General features: G+C 70.3%; 15 protein-coding genes. 13 read left to right on the forward strand and 2 right to left on the reverse strand.

The annotated features are described in order from the left end of the window. Positions 1-162 precede the first annotated feature (162 nt). The 12 genes from ACZ5VD_RS27350 (at position 163) to ACZ5VD_RS27405 (ending at position 12,149) form a co-directional block, all read left to right on the forward strand. Entirely contained in the window at positions 163-558 is a 396-nt protein-coding gene (locus ACZ5VD_RS27350) for an NADH-quinone oxidoreductase subunit A (RefSeq protein ID WP_468547673.1), read from the forward strand. Further along, positions 549-1,166 (forward strand): NADH-quinone oxidoreductase subunit B, encoded by a 618-nt coding sequence (locus tag ACZ5VD_RS27355; protein ID WP_468547672.1) that lies wholly within the window; start codon positions 549-551, stop codon positions 1,164-1,166. Before ACZ5VD_RS27350 ends, ACZ5VD_RS27355 begins: the two co-directional genes overlap by 10 nt. Next, positions 1,163-2,866 (forward strand): NADH-quinone oxidoreductase subunit C, encoded by a 1,704-nt coding sequence (locus tag ACZ5VD_RS27360; RefSeq protein WP_468683629.1) that lies wholly within the window; start codon positions 1,163-1,165, stop codon positions 2,864-2,866. Before ACZ5VD_RS27355 ends, ACZ5VD_RS27360 begins: the two co-directional genes overlap by 4 nt. Continuing rightward, positions 2,863-3,831, forward strand: coding sequence for a complex I subunit 1/NuoH family protein (locus ACZ5VD_RS27365; protein WP_468547670.1), 969 nt, complete (start codon positions 2,863-2,865; stop codon positions 3,829-3,831). Before ACZ5VD_RS27360 ends, ACZ5VD_RS27365 begins: the two co-directional genes overlap by 4 nt. Before the next feature lie 2 nt (positions 3,832-3,833). Continuing rightward, a complete protein-coding gene (locus tag ACZ5VD_RS27370) occupies positions 3,834-4,427 on the forward strand; it encodes a NuoI/complex I 23 kDa subunit family protein (RefSeq protein WP_468547669.1) in 594 nt (197 codons plus the stop codon). Then, complete coding sequence (locus tag ACZ5VD_RS27375; protein ID WP_468547668.1) at positions 4,424-5,146, forward strand: NADH-quinone oxidoreductase subunit J family protein; 723 nt, start codon at positions 4,424-4,426, stop codon at positions 5,144-5,146. Before ACZ5VD_RS27370 ends, ACZ5VD_RS27375 begins: the two co-directional genes overlap by 4 nt. Further along, a complete protein-coding gene (nuoK, locus tag ACZ5VD_RS27380; protein WP_468547667.1) occupies positions 5,146-5,598 on the forward strand; it encodes an NADH-quinone oxidoreductase subunit NuoK in 453 nt (150 codons plus the stop codon). Before ACZ5VD_RS27375 ends, nuoK begins: the two co-directional genes overlap by 1 nt. After that, positions 5,595-7,589 carry an NADH-quinone oxidoreductase subunit 5 family protein gene (locus ACZ5VD_RS27385; protein WP_468547666.1) on the forward strand — a complete coding sequence of 665 codons (1,995 nt, stop codon included), beginning with the start codon at positions 5,595-5,597 and terminating at the stop codon, positions 7,587-7,589. The genes nuoK and ACZ5VD_RS27385 overlap by 4 nt, the downstream gene beginning before the upstream one ends. A gap of 6 nt (positions 7,590-7,595) precedes the next feature. Beyond that, positions 7,596-9,170 (forward strand): NADH-quinone oxidoreductase subunit M, encoded by a 1,575-nt coding sequence (locus ACZ5VD_RS27390; RefSeq protein ID WP_468547665.1) that lies wholly within the window; start codon positions 7,596-7,598, stop codon positions 9,168-9,170. Continuing rightward, positions 9,167-10,690, forward strand: a complete 1,524-nt coding sequence (locus ACZ5VD_RS27395; protein ID WP_468547664.1) for an NADH-quinone oxidoreductase subunit N — start codon at positions 9,167-9,169, stop codon at positions 10,688-10,690. Before ACZ5VD_RS27390 ends, ACZ5VD_RS27395 begins: the two co-directional genes overlap by 4 nt. Positions 10,691-10,896: 206 nt before the next feature. Beyond that, positions 10,897-11,760 carry a zinc metalloprotease HtpX gene (htpX, locus tag ACZ5VD_RS27400; RefSeq protein ID WP_468547663.1) on the forward strand — a complete coding sequence of 288 codons (864 nt, stop codon included), beginning with the start codon at positions 10,897-10,899 and terminating at the stop codon, positions 11,758-11,760. Beyond that, positions 11,757-12,149, forward strand: a complete 393-nt coding sequence (locus ACZ5VD_RS27405) for a YccF domain-containing protein (protein ID WP_468547662.1) — start codon at positions 11,757-11,759, stop codon at positions 12,147-12,149. Before htpX ends, ACZ5VD_RS27405 begins: the two co-directional genes overlap by 4 nt. A 961-nt stretch (positions 12,150-13,110) precedes the next feature. Here the strand turns inward: ACZ5VD_RS27405 and ACZ5VD_RS27410 are convergent. Next, positions 13,111-14,340 (reverse strand): APC family permease, encoded by a 1,230-nt coding sequence (locus ACZ5VD_RS27410; protein ID WP_468683630.1) that lies wholly within the window; start codon positions 14,338-14,340, stop codon positions 13,111-13,113. 202 nt (positions 14,341-14,542) lie between these two features. On the opposite strand from ACZ5VD_RS27410, the gene ACZ5VD_RS27415 reads away from it, so the two are divergent. Further along, positions 14,543-14,809 carry a GlsB/YeaQ/YmgE family stress response membrane protein gene (locus ACZ5VD_RS27415; protein WP_468547660.1) on the forward strand — a complete coding sequence of 89 codons (267 nt, stop codon included), beginning with the start codon at positions 14,543-14,545 and terminating at the stop codon, positions 14,807-14,809. Positions 14,810-14,931: 122 nt separating this feature from the next. On the opposite strand, the gene ACZ5VD_RS27420 is transcribed toward ACZ5VD_RS27415, so the two are convergent. Next, the gene (locus tag ACZ5VD_RS27420) at positions 14,932-15,420 is read right to left on the reverse strand and encodes a YajQ family cyclic di-GMP-binding protein (RefSeq protein ID WP_468547659.1); all 489 of its coding nucleotides are present in this window, start codon (positions 15,418-15,420) and stop codon (positions 14,932-14,934) included. Positions 15,421-15,427 lie beyond the last annotated feature (7 nt).

The raw sequence follows: 15,427 nt of genomic DNA on the forward strand, positions 1-15,427 counted from the left end.
CGTCTTTAACAGGGCCTAGACTCCCGTGCGTACAGATCGTCGAGCAGACGCGAACAGACACAGAGTCGACTCGGAGCCGATTCTGAGTCGGTTCAGAGCCGATACAGAACCGATCAGAGTCGATCAGACAGAGTCCTGGGTCAGGGAGAGCGAGGGACCGACGTGCCGGAACCGACCGTCGTCGTCGCGGCGGGATATTTCCAGTCGTACTCGGTCGTCGGACTGCTCGCCGCCGTCGGCGTGCTGTTCGTGGCCGTCGCCTTCGGAGCCGGGCGCCTGCTGCGCCCCGTGGTCCCCACCCCGGAGAAGCTCCTGACGTACGAGTGCGGCGTCGACCCCGTCGGCGAGGGCTGGGCCCACACCCAGGTCCGCTACTACGTCTACGCCTTCCTGTACGTCATCTTCGCCGTCGACTCGATCTTCCTGTTCCCCTGGGCGACGGTCTTCGCCGCCCCCGGCTACGGCGCCACCACCCTCGTGGAGATGTTCATCTTCCTCGGCTTCCTGGCCGTGGGCCTGCTGTACGCATACAAGAAGGGCGTCCTGGCATGGACGTGACCCCCGCTCCCGCCACTCCGGTGGACCTTCCGGAGCCGAAGCGGCTGGGCGTGCTCTCCCGCCTGGCCCCCGAGCCGATGAAGGTGGTCCTCAACTGGGGCCGCCGCTACTCGCTCTGGGTCTTCAACTTCGGACTCGCCTGCTGCGCGATCGAGTTCATCGCCGCGTCGATGGCCCGCCACGACTTCATCCGCCTCGGCGTGATCCCCTTCGCCCCCGGCCCGCGCCAGGCCGACCTGATGGTGGTGTCGGGCACGGTCACGGACAAGATGGCCCCGGCGGTGAAGCGGCTCTACGAGCAGATGCCGGAACCGAAGTACGTCATCTCCTTCGGCGCCTGCTCCAACTGCGGCGGCCCGTACTGGGACTCGTACTCCGTGACGAAGGGCGTCGACCAGATCATCCCCGTCGACGTCTACGTCCCCGGCTGCCCGCCGCGCCCCGAAGCCCTCCTCCAGGGCATCCTCAAACTCCAGGAGAAGATCGCCCGGGAGTCACTGGCGGAGCGGTACGGAACGGCCCGCCCGTCGGCGGCGGCTCTGCAGAGCGACCTGGTACGACCGCCGGCGGCCTCCACCGCTGCCGCTGCTCCGGGGGACGCGCGATGACCGAGGCCGGCTGGCTGCCCGCCCCCGCCGCGGACCTGTTCGGCCCGGAGGCCACGGCGGAGGAGTCGTACGAGGTCCTGACGGTCGACGTGCCCCCCGCCTCCTGGATCACGGCCCTGGAAACCGCCCGCGACCGCCTCGGCTGCACCTACTTCGACTGGCTCAGCGCGGTCGACGAACCCGGCACGGGCTTCCGCGTCTCGGCCCACGTCGTCGCCCTCTCCCCGGTACGACGCCTCCTCGTCCGTACGACCGTCCCGCGCGAGGCGCCTGCCCTGCCGACCGCCGTCCACGTGTACGCGGGCGCCGGCTGGCACGAGCGCGAGACCCACGAGATGTTCGGCGTCGTCTTCGAGGGCCACCCCTCCCTGGACCACCTCCTTCTCCCGGAGACATTCGAAGGCCACCCCCTCCGCAAGGACTTCGTCCTCGCGGCCCGAGTCGCCAAGGCCTGGCCGGGAGCCAAGGAACCCGGCGAGTCCGAACACGGCGGCCCCAAGCGCCGCCAGATGCTCCCGCCCGGCGTCCCCGACCCCAACGAATGGGGCCCACTGAAGGGCCAACTCCCCCCGGCCCCGACCCGCCCCACCCGAGGCCGCACCACAACAGGCACCGCCGACCGCCCGGCCCGGACTGCGGGCGACCGCCCCGTTCGGGCATCGGACGAACGCCCGGCTCGCCCAGCGGGCGACCGTCCGGCCCGGGCGGTGGGCGATCGCCCGGTACGCCGCGCACGCTCGGCATCCGAGGGATCCGCGAGCCAGACGACGACTCCGACGGAGGCGACTGCGGGGGCTGCGGGCGTGGCGGAGACGGCCGGGTCGTCGGGGACGGCAGGGGCTGTTGGTGCGTCGGCTGTGCCAGGCGGAGGGGCCGTGCCGGGGGCAGGGGCAGGAGCTGCGGGTTCGCAGGCTTCGCCGAGGCGGTCTCGTACGGCGGCGGAGGGTTCGACGAGCCAGACCGAGACGCCTCAGACCGAGACTCCGCAGGCCGGGGCGCCTCCGACCGAGACCGAGGCGTCGCAGACCGAGGTGCCTCCGGCCGGGACGCCCCGGACCGAGACGCCCCAGAGCACGGATGCGCCTGCCCTGGACGCCCCGAGCAGCAGGGCCTCGGCCACCGGAGCGTCGGCTGCCCCGCGCCGGACACGCACCGCTTCGGACGGGTCGGCGAGCCAGCAGGCCGCCCCCGGTGCGGCGGTGTCCGCCGACGGCACTGAAGGCGACAGCCCCGAAAGCGAAGGCACTGAAGGCGAAGGCACCGGCAAGGTCGACGACACCGGCGGGAGCGGCGCGGTCGGCGATGCGGGCGGCAGCGCCAAGGCCGGTGACACAGGCGACGCCGGCGAGGCAGGGGCCCCGCCACAAGCCGAGAGCCCACCCGCCAAGGTCCCCACCACCCCGCGCAGCTCGGACGCCCCCTGGCACCACGCCCGCCCGGCCTTCGAAGAACCGGAACCCGAGCCGGACCCCGGGCCCGAGGGAACCGCAGAGCCCGAGGTCGACCCCGACCCCGCCCCCGACTCCGAAGCCGAACCGGTGCCGGATGCCGAGCCCGATCAGGCCACCAACAAGCCCGACCAGGCCACCACCCCCGAGCCGGACCCCGAGCCCGGTCCCGAGCCGAACCTTCGGCCGAGCCTCAAGCCGGCCCCCAAGCCCGACCCCACCCCCGATGACCCCACAGGAGGCCCGCAGTGAACGACGCTCTCGACGTCGCCCTGCGACTCCTGATCGTCTTCGTCGTCTTCCTCACCTTCCCTCTGATCGTGGGCCAGACCGAGCACAAGGTCATGGCCCATATGCAGGGCCGCCTCGGCCCCATGTATGCCGGCGGCTTCCACGGCTGGGCCCAACTCGTCGCGGACGGTGTGAAGTTCGCCCAGAAGGAAGACATCGTCCCCGCGGGTGCGGACCGCCGTATCTTCCAACTCGCCCCAGCCGTCGCCCTCCTCCCATATCTCCTGGTCCTCCTGGCCATCCCCATCGGCCCGGGCGAGGGAGCCGTCGGCGAGGTCGTCGACGCGGGCATCTTCTTCGTGCTCGCCGTCATGGGCGTCGGCGTCCTCGGCTCGCTCATGGCCGGCTGGGCCTCCGCCAACAAGTTCTCCCTCCTCGGCGGCCTGCGCACCGCGGCCCAACTCCTCGCCTACGAACTCCCGATGCTGCTCACCGCCGCCTCGGTGGCGATGGCGGCCGGCACGGTCTCCCTTCCCGGCATCCTCGACGCCTTCGAGTGGTGGTGGCTGCCCTGGCAGATCGTCGGCGCGATCGTCTTCTTCGTGGCCGGCCTCGCCGAGTTGCAACGGCCTCCCTTCGACATGCCCGTAGCCGACTCGGAGATCATCTTCGGCGCGTACACCGAGTACACCGGCCTCCGCTTCGCCCTGTTCCTCCTCGCCGAGTACGCCGGGATCGTCGTGCTGTGCGGCCTGACGACCGTCCTCTTCCTGGGGGGCTGGCACGGCCCCTGGGGCGCCGACGGTCTCGGCTGGGTCTGGACCCTCCTGAAGACGGCCGTGCTGGCCTTCGTCGTGATCTGGCTCCGCGTCACCTATCCCCGCCTGCGCGAGGACCAGCTCCAGAAGCTCTCCTGGACCCTTCTCGTGCCCCTCTCCCTCGCCCAGATCGCCCTCACCGGCATCGTCAAGGTGGTGATCCAGTAACCATGGCCCCCATTCCCGGCGCTGGCCTCGCCAAAGGCCTGGCCGTCACCCTCCGCACGATGACGAAGAAGACCGTCACCGAGCAGTACCCGGACGTTCAGCCCGATCTCCCGCCCCGCACCCGCGGTGTGATCGGCCTGTTCGAGGAGAACTGCACGGTCTGCATGCTGTGCGCCCGCGAGTGCCCCGACTGGTGCATCTACATCGACTCCCACAAGGAGACGGTCCCGGCGGCGGCCCCCGGCGGTCGCGAACGCAGCCGCAACGTCCTCGACCGCTTCGCCATCGACTTCTCCCTGTGCATGTACTGCGGTATCTGCATCGAGGTCTGTCCTTTCGACGCCCTGTTCTGGTCCCCGGAGTTCGAGTACGCCGAGACCGACATCCGCGACCTCACCCACGAACGCGACAAGCTCCGCGAGTGGATGTGGACCGTCCCGGCCCCACCCGCCCTCGACCCCGCCGCCGAGGAGCCGAAGGAGATCGCCGCCGCCCGCAAGACGGCGGAGAAGCTCGCCGCGGCGCAGGCCGCGCAGGCCATCGACCCCGCCCCCGAGCCCGGTGACGCCCCGAAGCCGCTGGAGGGAGACGCGTGAGCCCCACCTCCACCGCGCTGACCACGGCCGCCGCCGAGTCCCACGGCTTCCTCTCCCCGACCGGCGTCGAGATCGCCTTCCTCCTCGTCGGCCTGGTCACCTTCGGCGCCGCACTGGTCACCGTCACCACCAAGCAGCTGGTGCACGCCGCCCTGTGGCTGGTGGTCGCCCTCGGCGGCCTCGCTGTCGAATACCTCCTGCTCACCGCCGAGTTCATCGCCTGGGTGCAGGTACTCATCTATGTCGGTTCCGTGGTCGTCCTCCTCCTGTTCGGTCTGATGCTCACCAGGGCCCCCATCGGCCGCTCCCCGGACGCGGACTCCGGCAACCGCTGGGCCGCCCTCACCGTGGCCGTCGCCGCCGCGGCGGCCCTGGTCTGGGTCGTCGTCGACGCCTTCCGCACCACCTGGATCGATCTGGACGGCCCCGCCGCCGGCTCCACCGAGGCCACCGGCGCCAGCCTCTTCCAGAACTGGGTGCTCCCCTTCGAGGCCCTCTCCGTCCTCCTCCTCGCGGCCCTGGTCGGCGCGATCGTCCTGTCCCGCAAGACGAAGACGGAGACGAGCTCTCCCCCTGTGAACTCCCGAGCAGCCACCAAGAGTTCCCGATCCGTTACGGAGAGTTTCGAATCGGTCACGGAGAGTTCCTCCTCCGCCTCGGAGGGTTCCGCCGCTCCGGACGCCAGGAACAACCCGGCCGATCAGGAAGGCGCCCACTGATGCACCTCGCCTACCCGGCCGTCCTCTCCGCCCTCCTCTTCTGCACCGGCCTGTACGGAGTCCTCGCCCGCCGCAACGCGATCCTGGTTCTGATGTCGGTCGAGCTGATGCTCAACGCCGTCAACCTCAACCTGGTCGCCTTCGACGTCTGGCTCAGCCGGACCGCCGAGGAGACCCTGCACTCCGGCCAGGCCCTGACCCTGTTCACCATCGCCATCGCCGCCGCCGAGATCGGCATCGGCCTGGCGATCGTCCTCGCCGTCCACCGCAACCGCGGCACCGCGGACATCGACCGGCTCCGCGACACCGCCGAGGGGCACGAGAGCCACCCGGACGACGGCTCCGACGACTCCGGCAGTCCCGACGATTCCGACGGTCCTGGTGGTTCCGACAGTGACGCCCTCACGGCCGAGCGGGCCGACCGGGCCGGGAAGGCTGAGGCCACCGCGTGACCACGACCACCCTCGCCGTCCTCGTCCCCCTCCTCCCGTTCCTGGGTGCCGTCGCCGGTCTGCTCCTCGGCCGCACCGCCCCCGGCTTCGTCCGCCCGCTCGCCGTCCTGCCGACCCTCGCCGCCCTCGCGCTCGCCGCGACGGTCGCCCTGCGCCAGGGCGGCGAACACGCCCTCGACGCCGCCACCGAACTCACCCCGACCGGCTCGGTCCCGATCGAACTCGCCCTGCACATCGACGGCTTCGCCGCCCTCGTCGCCGTCCTGGTCGGCCTCGTCGCCACCTGCGTGCAGATCTACTCCACGGGCTACCTCCGCGACGACCCGCGCTACCCCTCGTACGCGGCCCTCGTCTCCCTCTTCACCTCCGCCATGCTGCTCGTCGTCTACTCCGGCGACCTCATGGTGCTGCTGGTCGGCTGGGAGATCATGGGCATCTGCTCGTACTTCCTGGTCGGCCACTACTGGGAGACCCCGGAGGCCCGCGCCGCCTCCCTCAAGGCCTTCCTGGTCACCAAGCTCGGCGACGTCCCCTTCCTGATCGGCCTGTTCGCGCTGGCCACGGACGCCGGGTCCTTCCGCGTCACTCGCGTCCTCGGCGCCGTCGCGCACGGCGGACTCGACCACCCGACGCTCATCGCCCTGCTGCTCCTGGCCGGCGTCGCGGGCAAGTCGGCGCAGTTCCCGCTGCACACCTGGCTGCCCGACGCGATGGCCGGCCCGACGCCCGTCTCCGCGCTGATCCACGCCGCGACGATGGTCGCCGCCGGTGTCTACTTCGTCGCCCGTCTCCTTCCGGTCTTCGAGGCCTCCCAGGCCGCGATGGTCGTCCTCGCCGTCATGGCCGCCGTCACGATGGTCGGCTCGGCACTCGCCGCGCTCGCCCAGGACGACATCAAGCGGGTCCTTGCCTACTCGACGATCGGCCAACTCGGCTACATGACCGGCGCCCTCGCCGTCGGCGACCGCGGTGCCGCCGTCTTCCACCTCCTCTCGCACGGCGCCTTCAAGGCGCTGCTGTTCCTCGCTGCGGGCGTGATCATCCACGCCGCCGGCACCAACTCGCTGGCCGCCATGTCCCGCATGAGCCACCTGCGGGCCCGGGTCCCCGACGCGTTCTGGACGATGACCGTGGCGCTCCTCGCGCTCGCCGCGATCCCGCCCTTCAGCGGCTTCTTCTCCAAGGAGTCCGTGCTCGGCGCCGCCGAACACGTGGCCACCGGCCACACCGAACACGCTCCCGGTGCCGCGGGCTGGACGATCCTGCTCGCCGGTCTGGTCACCGCCCTCCTCACCGCCGCGTACGCGACCCGGCTGTGGCTGCTGGCCTTCCAGGGCCACGGCACCGAGGCCCCCGACCACGGCAGGCAGCCCCTCTCCATGACGCTGGTGCTGTGGGTGCTCGCCGTGCCCTCCCTCGCCGTCGGCGGGCTCGCCTACCGCGTACTGCCCGACTGGTTCGACGGCCGCGACCTCACCCCGACCCTGACCACGTCCGTGCTCGGCACGGGGGTGGCCCTGGTCGGCGGCATCGTCACCTACGGGGCCTGGCGGACCACCACCGCGCTCGCGGCGGACACCCCGATCGGCGCGGTCGCCGCCCACCCCGAGGGCGATGCCGGACTCGTCGAGGCCGAGGCCATCGCCAGCCACGCACCCGCGTACGGAGACGTGGCGTCGGCCCCCGACCCGGCGGACCCGGGCCGTCTCCTGCTCGGCCCGCTGCACCGCCACGCGGCCGTCGGCTTCCACCTCGACGCCGTGTACACGACCCTCTTCATCCGCCCCGTCCAGGCCGGAGCCACCCTCGTCCGGTTCCTCGACCGCGAGGTCGTCGACACCTACGTCCGCGGCGCGGGCGCGCTGCCCCGCCTGCTGGGAGCCGCCGTACGGAGAGCCCAGACCGGCAATCTGCAGACCTATATGAGCGCGCTGCTCGCCGGCACCGTCGTCCTGGTGGTCGCCGCCGTCCTCGTCGCCACGGGAGCGTGAGCAGGCGTGATCGATATCAACGAGTCCGTGATGCAGGTCCTTCTGGCATTCGTCGTCGCCGGGCCGCTTATCGGTGCCGTCGCCGCTCTGCTGCCGGCTCCGCCCGGACTGAAGGGGAAGTCATCCGAGCAGGCCGTGCTCCGGCACGGTGTGACGGTCACCGGCGCGATCCTCGTCGCCGCGGTGGTCCTCACCCTCGGCTTCGACCACGACCACCCGTCGAAGATGCAGGCCACGACCGACATCAGCTGGATCCCCGCACTCGATGTGCGGATCCACCTCGGCATCGACGGCATTTCCCTCCCCCTTCTGGTCCTGACCGCGCTGCTGACCTTCCTCTGCGCGCTCTACTCCTACTTCAAGATGCCCGCGGGCCCGACCCCGAAGGCTTTCGTCGCACTGCTGCTCGTCCTGGAGTCCGGCACCCTCGCGACCTTCGCCGTCCTCGACCTGCTCCTGTTCTTCCTGGCCTTCGAGATGGTCCTCATCCCGATGTACTTCCTCATCGCCCGCTGGGGCGGTGAGCAACGGACCCGGGCGGCTTGGAAGTTCATCCTCTTCACCCTGCTCGGATCCGTGGTCATGCTGCTCGGCCTGCTTCTGATCGGAATCAAGGCGGGCACATTCGACATGGTGGCACTCGCCACTGACAACGGCCGGTCGATGACCACATCCGTGCAGGTCATCGCCGTTCTGGCGATCGGGATCGGGCTTGCGGTCAAGACGCCGATGTGGCCGCTGCACAGCTGGCTTCCGGACGCCCACACCGCCGCCCCGACCGTCGGCTCGGTCCTGCTGGCCGGCGTCCTGCTGAAGATGGGTACGTACGGCTTCGTCCGGATCCTGCTGCCGATCACGCCGGACGGCTTCCGCACCTTCGCGCCCTACCTCGCCGCGTTCGCCGTGGTCGGGATCATCTACGGCTCCCTGGCCTGTCTGGCCCTGGCGAGACCAGGAGCGAAGGGCGACCTCAAGCGGCTCATCGCCTACTCGTCCGTCGGCCACATGGGCTTCGTCCTGCTCGGCATCTCGACCATGACCCCGACCGGCGTCAACGGCGCGCTGTTCGCCAACATCGCCCACGGCCTCATCACCGGCCTGCTCTTCTTCCTGGTCGGAGCGCTGAAGGACCGTACCGGCAGCAGCGACCTCGACACCCTCGCCGAGGAGACCGGCGCCGCGCTCTACGGCAAGGCACCCCGCCTCGGCGGCCTGCTCGCCTTCGCCGCCGTCGCCTCGCTCGGCCTGCCCGGCCTCGCCGGGTTCTGGGGCGAGATGCTGGCCCTGTTCGGAGCGTTCCGGCCCGCCGACGGCCTCAGCCGCCCCGCGTTCCTCACCTTCATGGCCATCGGCGCGGTCGGCACCCTGCTGACCGCCGCGTACATGCTGATCGTGGTCCGCCGCGTCTGCATGGGAGCGGTACGGCAGGAAGCCCCGAAGCTTGTCGACGTCCGCACGTACGAGCTCGCGGCCTGGACCCCGCTGGTCGTCCTCACCGTCGCCGCCGGCCTCTGGCCGAAGGCACTCCTCGGCCTGACCGACCCGGCCGTGCAGCAGCTCCTCGCAGGAGGCACCCGATGAGCGCCCTGGCCCAGTCGCAGGCCGCGAACCTCGTCCAGTCCGTCGACTGGCTCGCCATCGCGCCGCCCACCCTCGCCGCGGTCTTCGGACTCGTCGTCCTGGTCGCCGACCTGTTCGTGGGGGAGTCCCGCAAGCCGCTCCTCGGCTGGCTGTCGGTCACGGGCCTGGCCGCCTCGACGCTCATGCTGCTGCCCCTCCTGGACGGCGACCGCAGCACCTTCTGCCTGACCGGCGCCCCCGAGGTGTGCAGCTACACGGCCGACCGCTTCACCCTCGTCCTCCAGCTCCTGGTCCTCGGCGGCGCCCTCATCGCGGCCCTCCTGTCGGTCACCGCCCTCAAGGACGCCGACAAGGGACTCCCCGAAGGGGAGTACTGGTTCCTGCTGCTGTCCTCCGCCTCCGGCGCCGCCCTCCTGCCCGCCTCCCGCGACCTCGCGACCCTGATCGTGGCTCTGGAAGTCGCCTCCCTGCCCGCCTTCGCGCTGGTCGGCCTCCGGCACGGCGACAGGAAGTCCTCCGAAGCGGCCCTGAAGTTCTTCCTGTCCTCGGTCACCGCGACCGCGGTCAGCCTCATGGGCGTCAGCTTCGTCTACGCCTCCACCGGCACCCTCTACCTCACCCAGATCGCCGACCGCATCCAGAACGTCGACGGACAGCTCCACACCCTCACCCAGACCGGCGTGGTCCTGACCCTCATCGGCTTCGCCTTCAAGACGGCCGCCGTCCCCTTCCACTTCTGGGTACCGGACACCTACGTGGGAGCGCCACTCCCGATCGCCGCCTATCTGTCGGTCGTCGGCAAGGCGGTCGGCTTCTCCGGCCTCATCCTCCTCACGGTCGTCGCCCTCCCGTCGTACGCCGACGTCTGGGGCCCGGCGCTCGCCGCGCTGGCCGCCCTCACCATGACCGTCGGCAACGTCGGAGCCCTCCGCCAGCAGGCCACGCGCGCGTACAGCGCGGTACGGCTGCTCGCCTGGTCGTCCGTCGGCCAGGCCGGCTACCTCCTCGTCCCGATCGCCGCCGCCGCGTACTCCGACGACGCCGAGCGGTCGATCGGCTCCACGGTCGCGTACGCCCTCATGTACGCGGCCGTGAACCTGGGTGCCTTCGCGGTGGCCGCCCTGGTCGGCCGTACGAAGTCCCTCAACCGCCTCTCCGACTACCGGGGCCTGTACGCGTCACACCCCTTCGCCGCGCTGCTCCTGGCCTTCTTCCTGCTCTGCCTGGCCGGACTGCCGCCGGGCATCATCGGTCTCTTCGCGAAGGTCACCGTGTTCTCCGCGGCCGTCGACGCGGGCCTCGGCTGGCTGGCCGTCGTCATGGCCGTCAACGTGGTGATCGCGTTGTTCTACTACCTCCAGTGGACGACCCTGCTGTTCCGTGCCCCCGAGGGCGAGCCCGCCGGACACCGCGTCCCGGCTCCTCTCACCGCCGCGATCGCGCTCACCGGCGTCCTCGCCGTCGCCCTCTCCGGAGCGCCCCAGCTGGTCCTGCGCTTCACGGACACCGGGCTCTTCTAGCACGTCACACCGCCCTCACCCGGACGGCCCATACCCGCCGCCGTACGCACAAGGGAACTAGGGGCCCTCGCCTGGCGTTGACCAAAGCGGGAGGTTCCACTGGACGTGACACCTCGACACCAGTGACATCGAAGTCACCGAGCAAGATCAGCAAGCGAGATCAGCAAGCAAAGGGTTCCCCTGCTGCACGACTTGGAGGGCGTACCGTGCACCGCCGGCACAACGGGCTAAGGACCGCAGTACTCCTCGGGGGACTGTCCGCGCTCATCATCGTCATCGGCAGCTTCTTCGGCCGTATGGGGCTCGTCGTAGCGGTCGTGATCGCCCTGGGGACCAACGCGTACGCGTACTGGAACAGCGACAAGCTGGCTCTACGCGCGATGCGTGCCCGCCCCGTCAGTGAGTTCGAGGCCCCCGGCCTCTACCGCATGGTCCGCGAGCTCTCCACCCAGGCCCGCCAGCCCATGCCCCGTCTGTACATCTCCCCGACGGAGGCGCCGAACGCCTTCGCGACGGGACGCAACCCGCGCAATGCCGCGGTGTGCTGCACGGACGGCATCCTGCGCCTTCTGGACGAGCGCGAACTGCGCGGCGTCATCGGCCACGAACTCAGCCATGTCTACAACCGCGACATCCTGATCTCCTCCGTCGCCGGCGCCCTCGCCTCCGTGATCATGTTCCTGGTCAACTTCGCCTGGCTGATCCCGATCGGCCGCTCCAACGACGACGACGGCCCCGGCCTTCTCGGCATGCTGATGATCATGATCCTTGGTCCGCTCGCGGCCACCCTCATCCAACTGGCCATCAGCCGCTCCCGGGAGTACGAGGCCGACGCGTCCGGCGCCCAGCTCACCGGCGACCCGCTCGCCCTCGCCAGCGCCCTGCGCAAGCTCGAACTGGGCACCAAACAGTTGCCGTTGCCCCCTGAGCCCCGTATCGAGACCGCGAGCCACATGATGATCGCGAACCCCTTCCGTCCAGGCCAGGGACTCTCCAAGATGTTCTCGACACACCCGCCGATGGCAGAACGCATCGCCCGGCTCGAGAAGATGGCAGGTCGCACTCAGTGAAAACCATCCTGAACGTCATATGGCTCGTCCTGAGCGGCTTCTGGTTGTTCCTCGCCTACCTGCTCGCGGGCGTACTCCTGTGCATCACCATCATCGGCATCCCCTTCGGCGTGGCCGCCTTCCGTATCGGCGTCTACGCCCTCTGGCCCTTCGGCTACACCACGGTCGAGCGCCGTGACGCCGGTGCCCCCTCCTGCGTCGGCAATGTGCTCTGGCTGGTCCTCGCCGGCTGGTGGCTGGCCATCGGCCACATCGTCACCGGCATCGCCCTGTGCATCACGATCATCGGCATCCCGTTCGGCATCGCCAACTTCAAACTCATCCCGGTCTCGCTGTTCCCACTGGGCCGCGAAATCGTCCCGACCGACCAGCCGTTCGCGAACCGCTGAGGGGCGGACCCGGGGGTGGGGACGCCGAAACCCCTCCTGCTGTCGTACGACGGCAGCGCGGAGTCGAGCGCGAGGACGACCACGAGGAGACGTAGGCGGGCCCTCCAGCCAGGGCGCCGACGACCTCTTCGCTGCCCTCTTCCGCCCGGCGGGATCTGCGCCCCGGCGGGACCTGTACAACTGTTGGGCCGCACACCCCAGGGCGAGCTGTCCACGGCCGTCGTACACGCATTTCGCCCAAGGCTCGGCACCCCTCGGCGAACTCACCCCGGAGATCCTCGACAAGTCCGGTACGGCGGCCGAGGAACCGTGGGCTCACCGGTTCGACCCACGGAGCCGAACCGGTGGGCGATGTGAGGCCGCCGGACGGCGGTTCCGGACCGACACGGCCAGGGAGGGCCACGTGTACGGCCGCCCGGACCAGCCCTCAGACACCACCCACCACCTCGACGGCCGTCGCATCAGCGCCACCCCCGACCTCCACTGCATGCTGAGCGAAGCGGTGAACGGACCCGGTGGGTATTTCGGTTGGGCCTCAGCGCCCGGGACGACAGCCTCCGTGGCCGATGGGACACCGCCCCGCCCCTCACCCTCGCCTGCTGGCACGACGCCCACGTCGCCGCGCCTGCCTGGACAGCCGCACTCCGCCCGCTGACCACCACCTGCCGACCTTCGACGAGTTGCTCAGCTGCAGGACCGAGCGAGGCGTCGAAGTCCGCCTCGCCTGAAGCCCGTTCCGTCAGGCCAGGTTCTCCCCGGGCCAGGTTTTCCACAGGCCGACGGTTATCCACAGCCCCGAGCGAATGTCGGTGGGGCCTTGCATGATGAACCCATGACCGGAAACGTCCAATTGCCCCATCAGGTGACCGGACGTGCGGTCACCCGCTCCCGCCTTACTCGCTCCCGCCCTCACTTCGGCCCGTCACTGCCCCGCCCCATCCCATCCCGTCCAGCCCGCCACTCACCGCCGCGTCCCGTACGCGACCGCGCCCACCGCCAACACACCCGCCCCCACCATCACCGACACCCCCGGCAGCGAGAAGGCCAGCACCACACACCCGAGCAGCCCGACCGCCGGCACCACCCGCGTTGCTGGAGCCGAACCGAGCGTCCAGGCCGACGCGTTGGCCACCGCGTAGTACGCCAACACACCGAAGGAGGAGAACCCGATCGCACCTCGCACGTCCACCGTGGCGGCCAGGACGGCGACCGCCGCGCCCACGGCCAGCTCGGCCCGGTGAGGCACCCGGAAACGCGGATGCACGGCGGCCAGCGCGCCGGGCAGATGCCGGTCCCGCGCCATGGCCAGCGTGGTCCGTGAGACGCCCAGGATGAGGGCGAGCAGCGAACCCAGCGCCGCCACGCCAGCCCCCAGCCGCACCACCGGCACCAACCCCGGTACCCCGGCCGCACGCACCGCGTCCACCAGCGGAGCGTCCGCGCGCCCCAGAACACCCGCCCCCAGCACGGAAAGGACAGCCACCGCCACACCCGCGTACACCACCAACGTGATGCCCAGGGCCAGCGGGATCGCGCGGGGGATCGTGCGCGCCGGATCCCGCACCTCCTCGCCGAGGGTCGCGATTCGCGCGTACCCGGCGAACGCGAAGAACAACAGACCGGCCGCCTGAAGCACGCCGCTCACACCGCCCGACGCTCCGGCACCCAGCCGCCCGGCATCGGACACTCCCGACCCCAGACACACGACCACCACGGCGGCGAGGACAGCCAGGACCACCGCCACGATCACCCGGGTCAGCCAGGCCGACTTCTGGACCCCGCCGTAGTTCACCACTGTCAGCACCACCACGGCCGCCACCGCCACGGCGTGCGCCTGCCCCGGCCAGACGTACGTCCCCACGGTGAGAGCCATCGCCGCACAGGAAGCCGTCTTCCCGACCACGAACGACCAGCCCGCGAGATAACCCCAGAACGGCCCGAGCCGCTCCCGCCCGTACACATACGTACCGCCGGAGACCGGATACCGGGCCGCCAACCGCGCCGAGGAGGCGGCATTGCAGTAGGCGACCACAGCGGCGACCGCCAGCCCGAGCAGCAGCCCCGACCCGGCTGCACGCGCCGCCGGCCCCAGGGCGGCGAAGATCCCGGCGCCGATCATCGAGCCCAGCCCGATGAGCACCGCGTCACCCACCCCCAGGGTGCGCTGCAGCCCGGCGTCGGAACGTGTCATGAACCGCACCCTAGTGATCGCTGCAACCGCCGAGTGCAGCGGTGACGTCTTCTCCGACAACACAGCACGAACAACCGTATGAACAACCGCATGAACGGTCGCGCGACGAGCAGCACGCGCTCGGCCCGCGACACAGCCGGCCGCGACGGAAATCACAGGCCGAGGACAGTGCGGGCACAGAACGGAAGGGCAGGTTCAGGGCATGGGCATCATCAGCTGGATCATTCTCGGCCTGTTGGCCGGAGCCATCGCCAAGTTCCTGCTGCCGGGCCGCGACCCGGGCGGCTTCATCGGCACGACACTCATCGGTATCGCGGGCGCGTTCATCGGGGGCTGGATCTCGGCCCGCTGGCTGGACCACCCGATCACCAAGGAGTTCTACGACGGCACCACCTGGGCGGCGGCGATCGGCGGCTCACTCGTCCTCCTGGTCGCCTACCGCCTCCTGTTCGGCAACTCGCGCGACTGAGCGCAGGAAACACCCCGGACCGCAGCCAGCAGGCGAGAAGGGTGGGTCCCGACGGATTACCGCCGGGACCCACCCTTCCTCGTGCACGCAGTCCGGGCAGTCTGTGTAGCCCCGTCAGCGGCTTACCGGTAGTTCACGAACTGCAGCGCGAATTCGAAGTCCTTGCCCTTCAGAAGCGCGATAATGGCCTGCAGGTCGTCACGGCTCTTCGAGCTGACCCGCAGCTCGTCACCCTGCACCTGAGCCTTCGCGCCCTTGGGCCCCTCGTCGCGGATGATCTTCGCCACCTTCTTCGCGTTCTCCTGGGAGATGCCCTCCTCGATCGACGCGAAGATCTTGTATTCCTTGCCGGAGAGCTGGGGCTCGCCCGCGTCCAGCGCCTTCAGCGAGATCCCGCGCTTGATCAGCTTGGACTGGAAGACGTCGAGGACGGCGTTGACCCGGTCCTCGGAGTTCGCCTCCAGCAGGATCTTTTCGCCGGACCACGAGATCGAGGCACCCACGCCCTTGAAGTCGTAGCGCTGCGAGATCTCCTTGGCGGTCTGGTTGAGGGCGTTGTCGACCTCCTGCCGCTCGACCTTCGAGACGATGTCGAAACTGGAGTCGGCCATGTCCTGT

Source organism: Streptomyces sp. NPDC032822, from assembly GCF_055578825.1.

Coding starts and splice junctions, on each gene's coding strand:
- ACZ5VD_RS27355 (WP_468547672.1), top strand. CDS start 549: ATGGACGTGACCCCCGCTCCCGCCACTCCGGTGGACCTTCCGGAGCCG.
- ACZ5VD_RS27360 (WP_468683629.1), top strand. CDS start 1,163: ATGACCGAGGCCGGCTGGCTGCCCGCCCCCGCCGCGGACCTGTTCGGC.
- ACZ5VD_RS27370 (WP_468547669.1), top strand. CDS start 3,834: ATGGCCCCCATTCCCGGCGCTGGCCTCGCCAAAGGCCTGGCCGTCACC.
- nuoK (WP_468547667.1), top strand. CDS start 5,146: ATGCACCTCGCCTACCCGGCCGTCCTCTCCGCCCTCCTCTTCTGCACC.
- ACZ5VD_RS27395 (WP_468547664.1), top strand. CDS start 9,167: ATGAGCGCCCTGGCCCAGTCGCAGGCCGCGAACCTCGTCCAGTCCGTC.
- ACZ5VD_RS27410 (WP_468683630.1), bottom strand. CDS start 14,340: ATGACACGTTCCGACGCCGGGCTGCAGCGCACCCTGGGGGTGGGTGAC.
- ACZ5VD_RS27415 (WP_468547660.1), top strand. CDS start 14,543: ATGGGCATCATCAGCTGGATCATTCTCGGCCTGTTGGCCGGAGCCATC.
- ACZ5VD_RS27420 (WP_468547659.1), bottom strand. CDS start 15,420: ATGGCCGACTCCAGTTTCGACATCGTCTCGAAGGTCGAGCGGCAGGAG.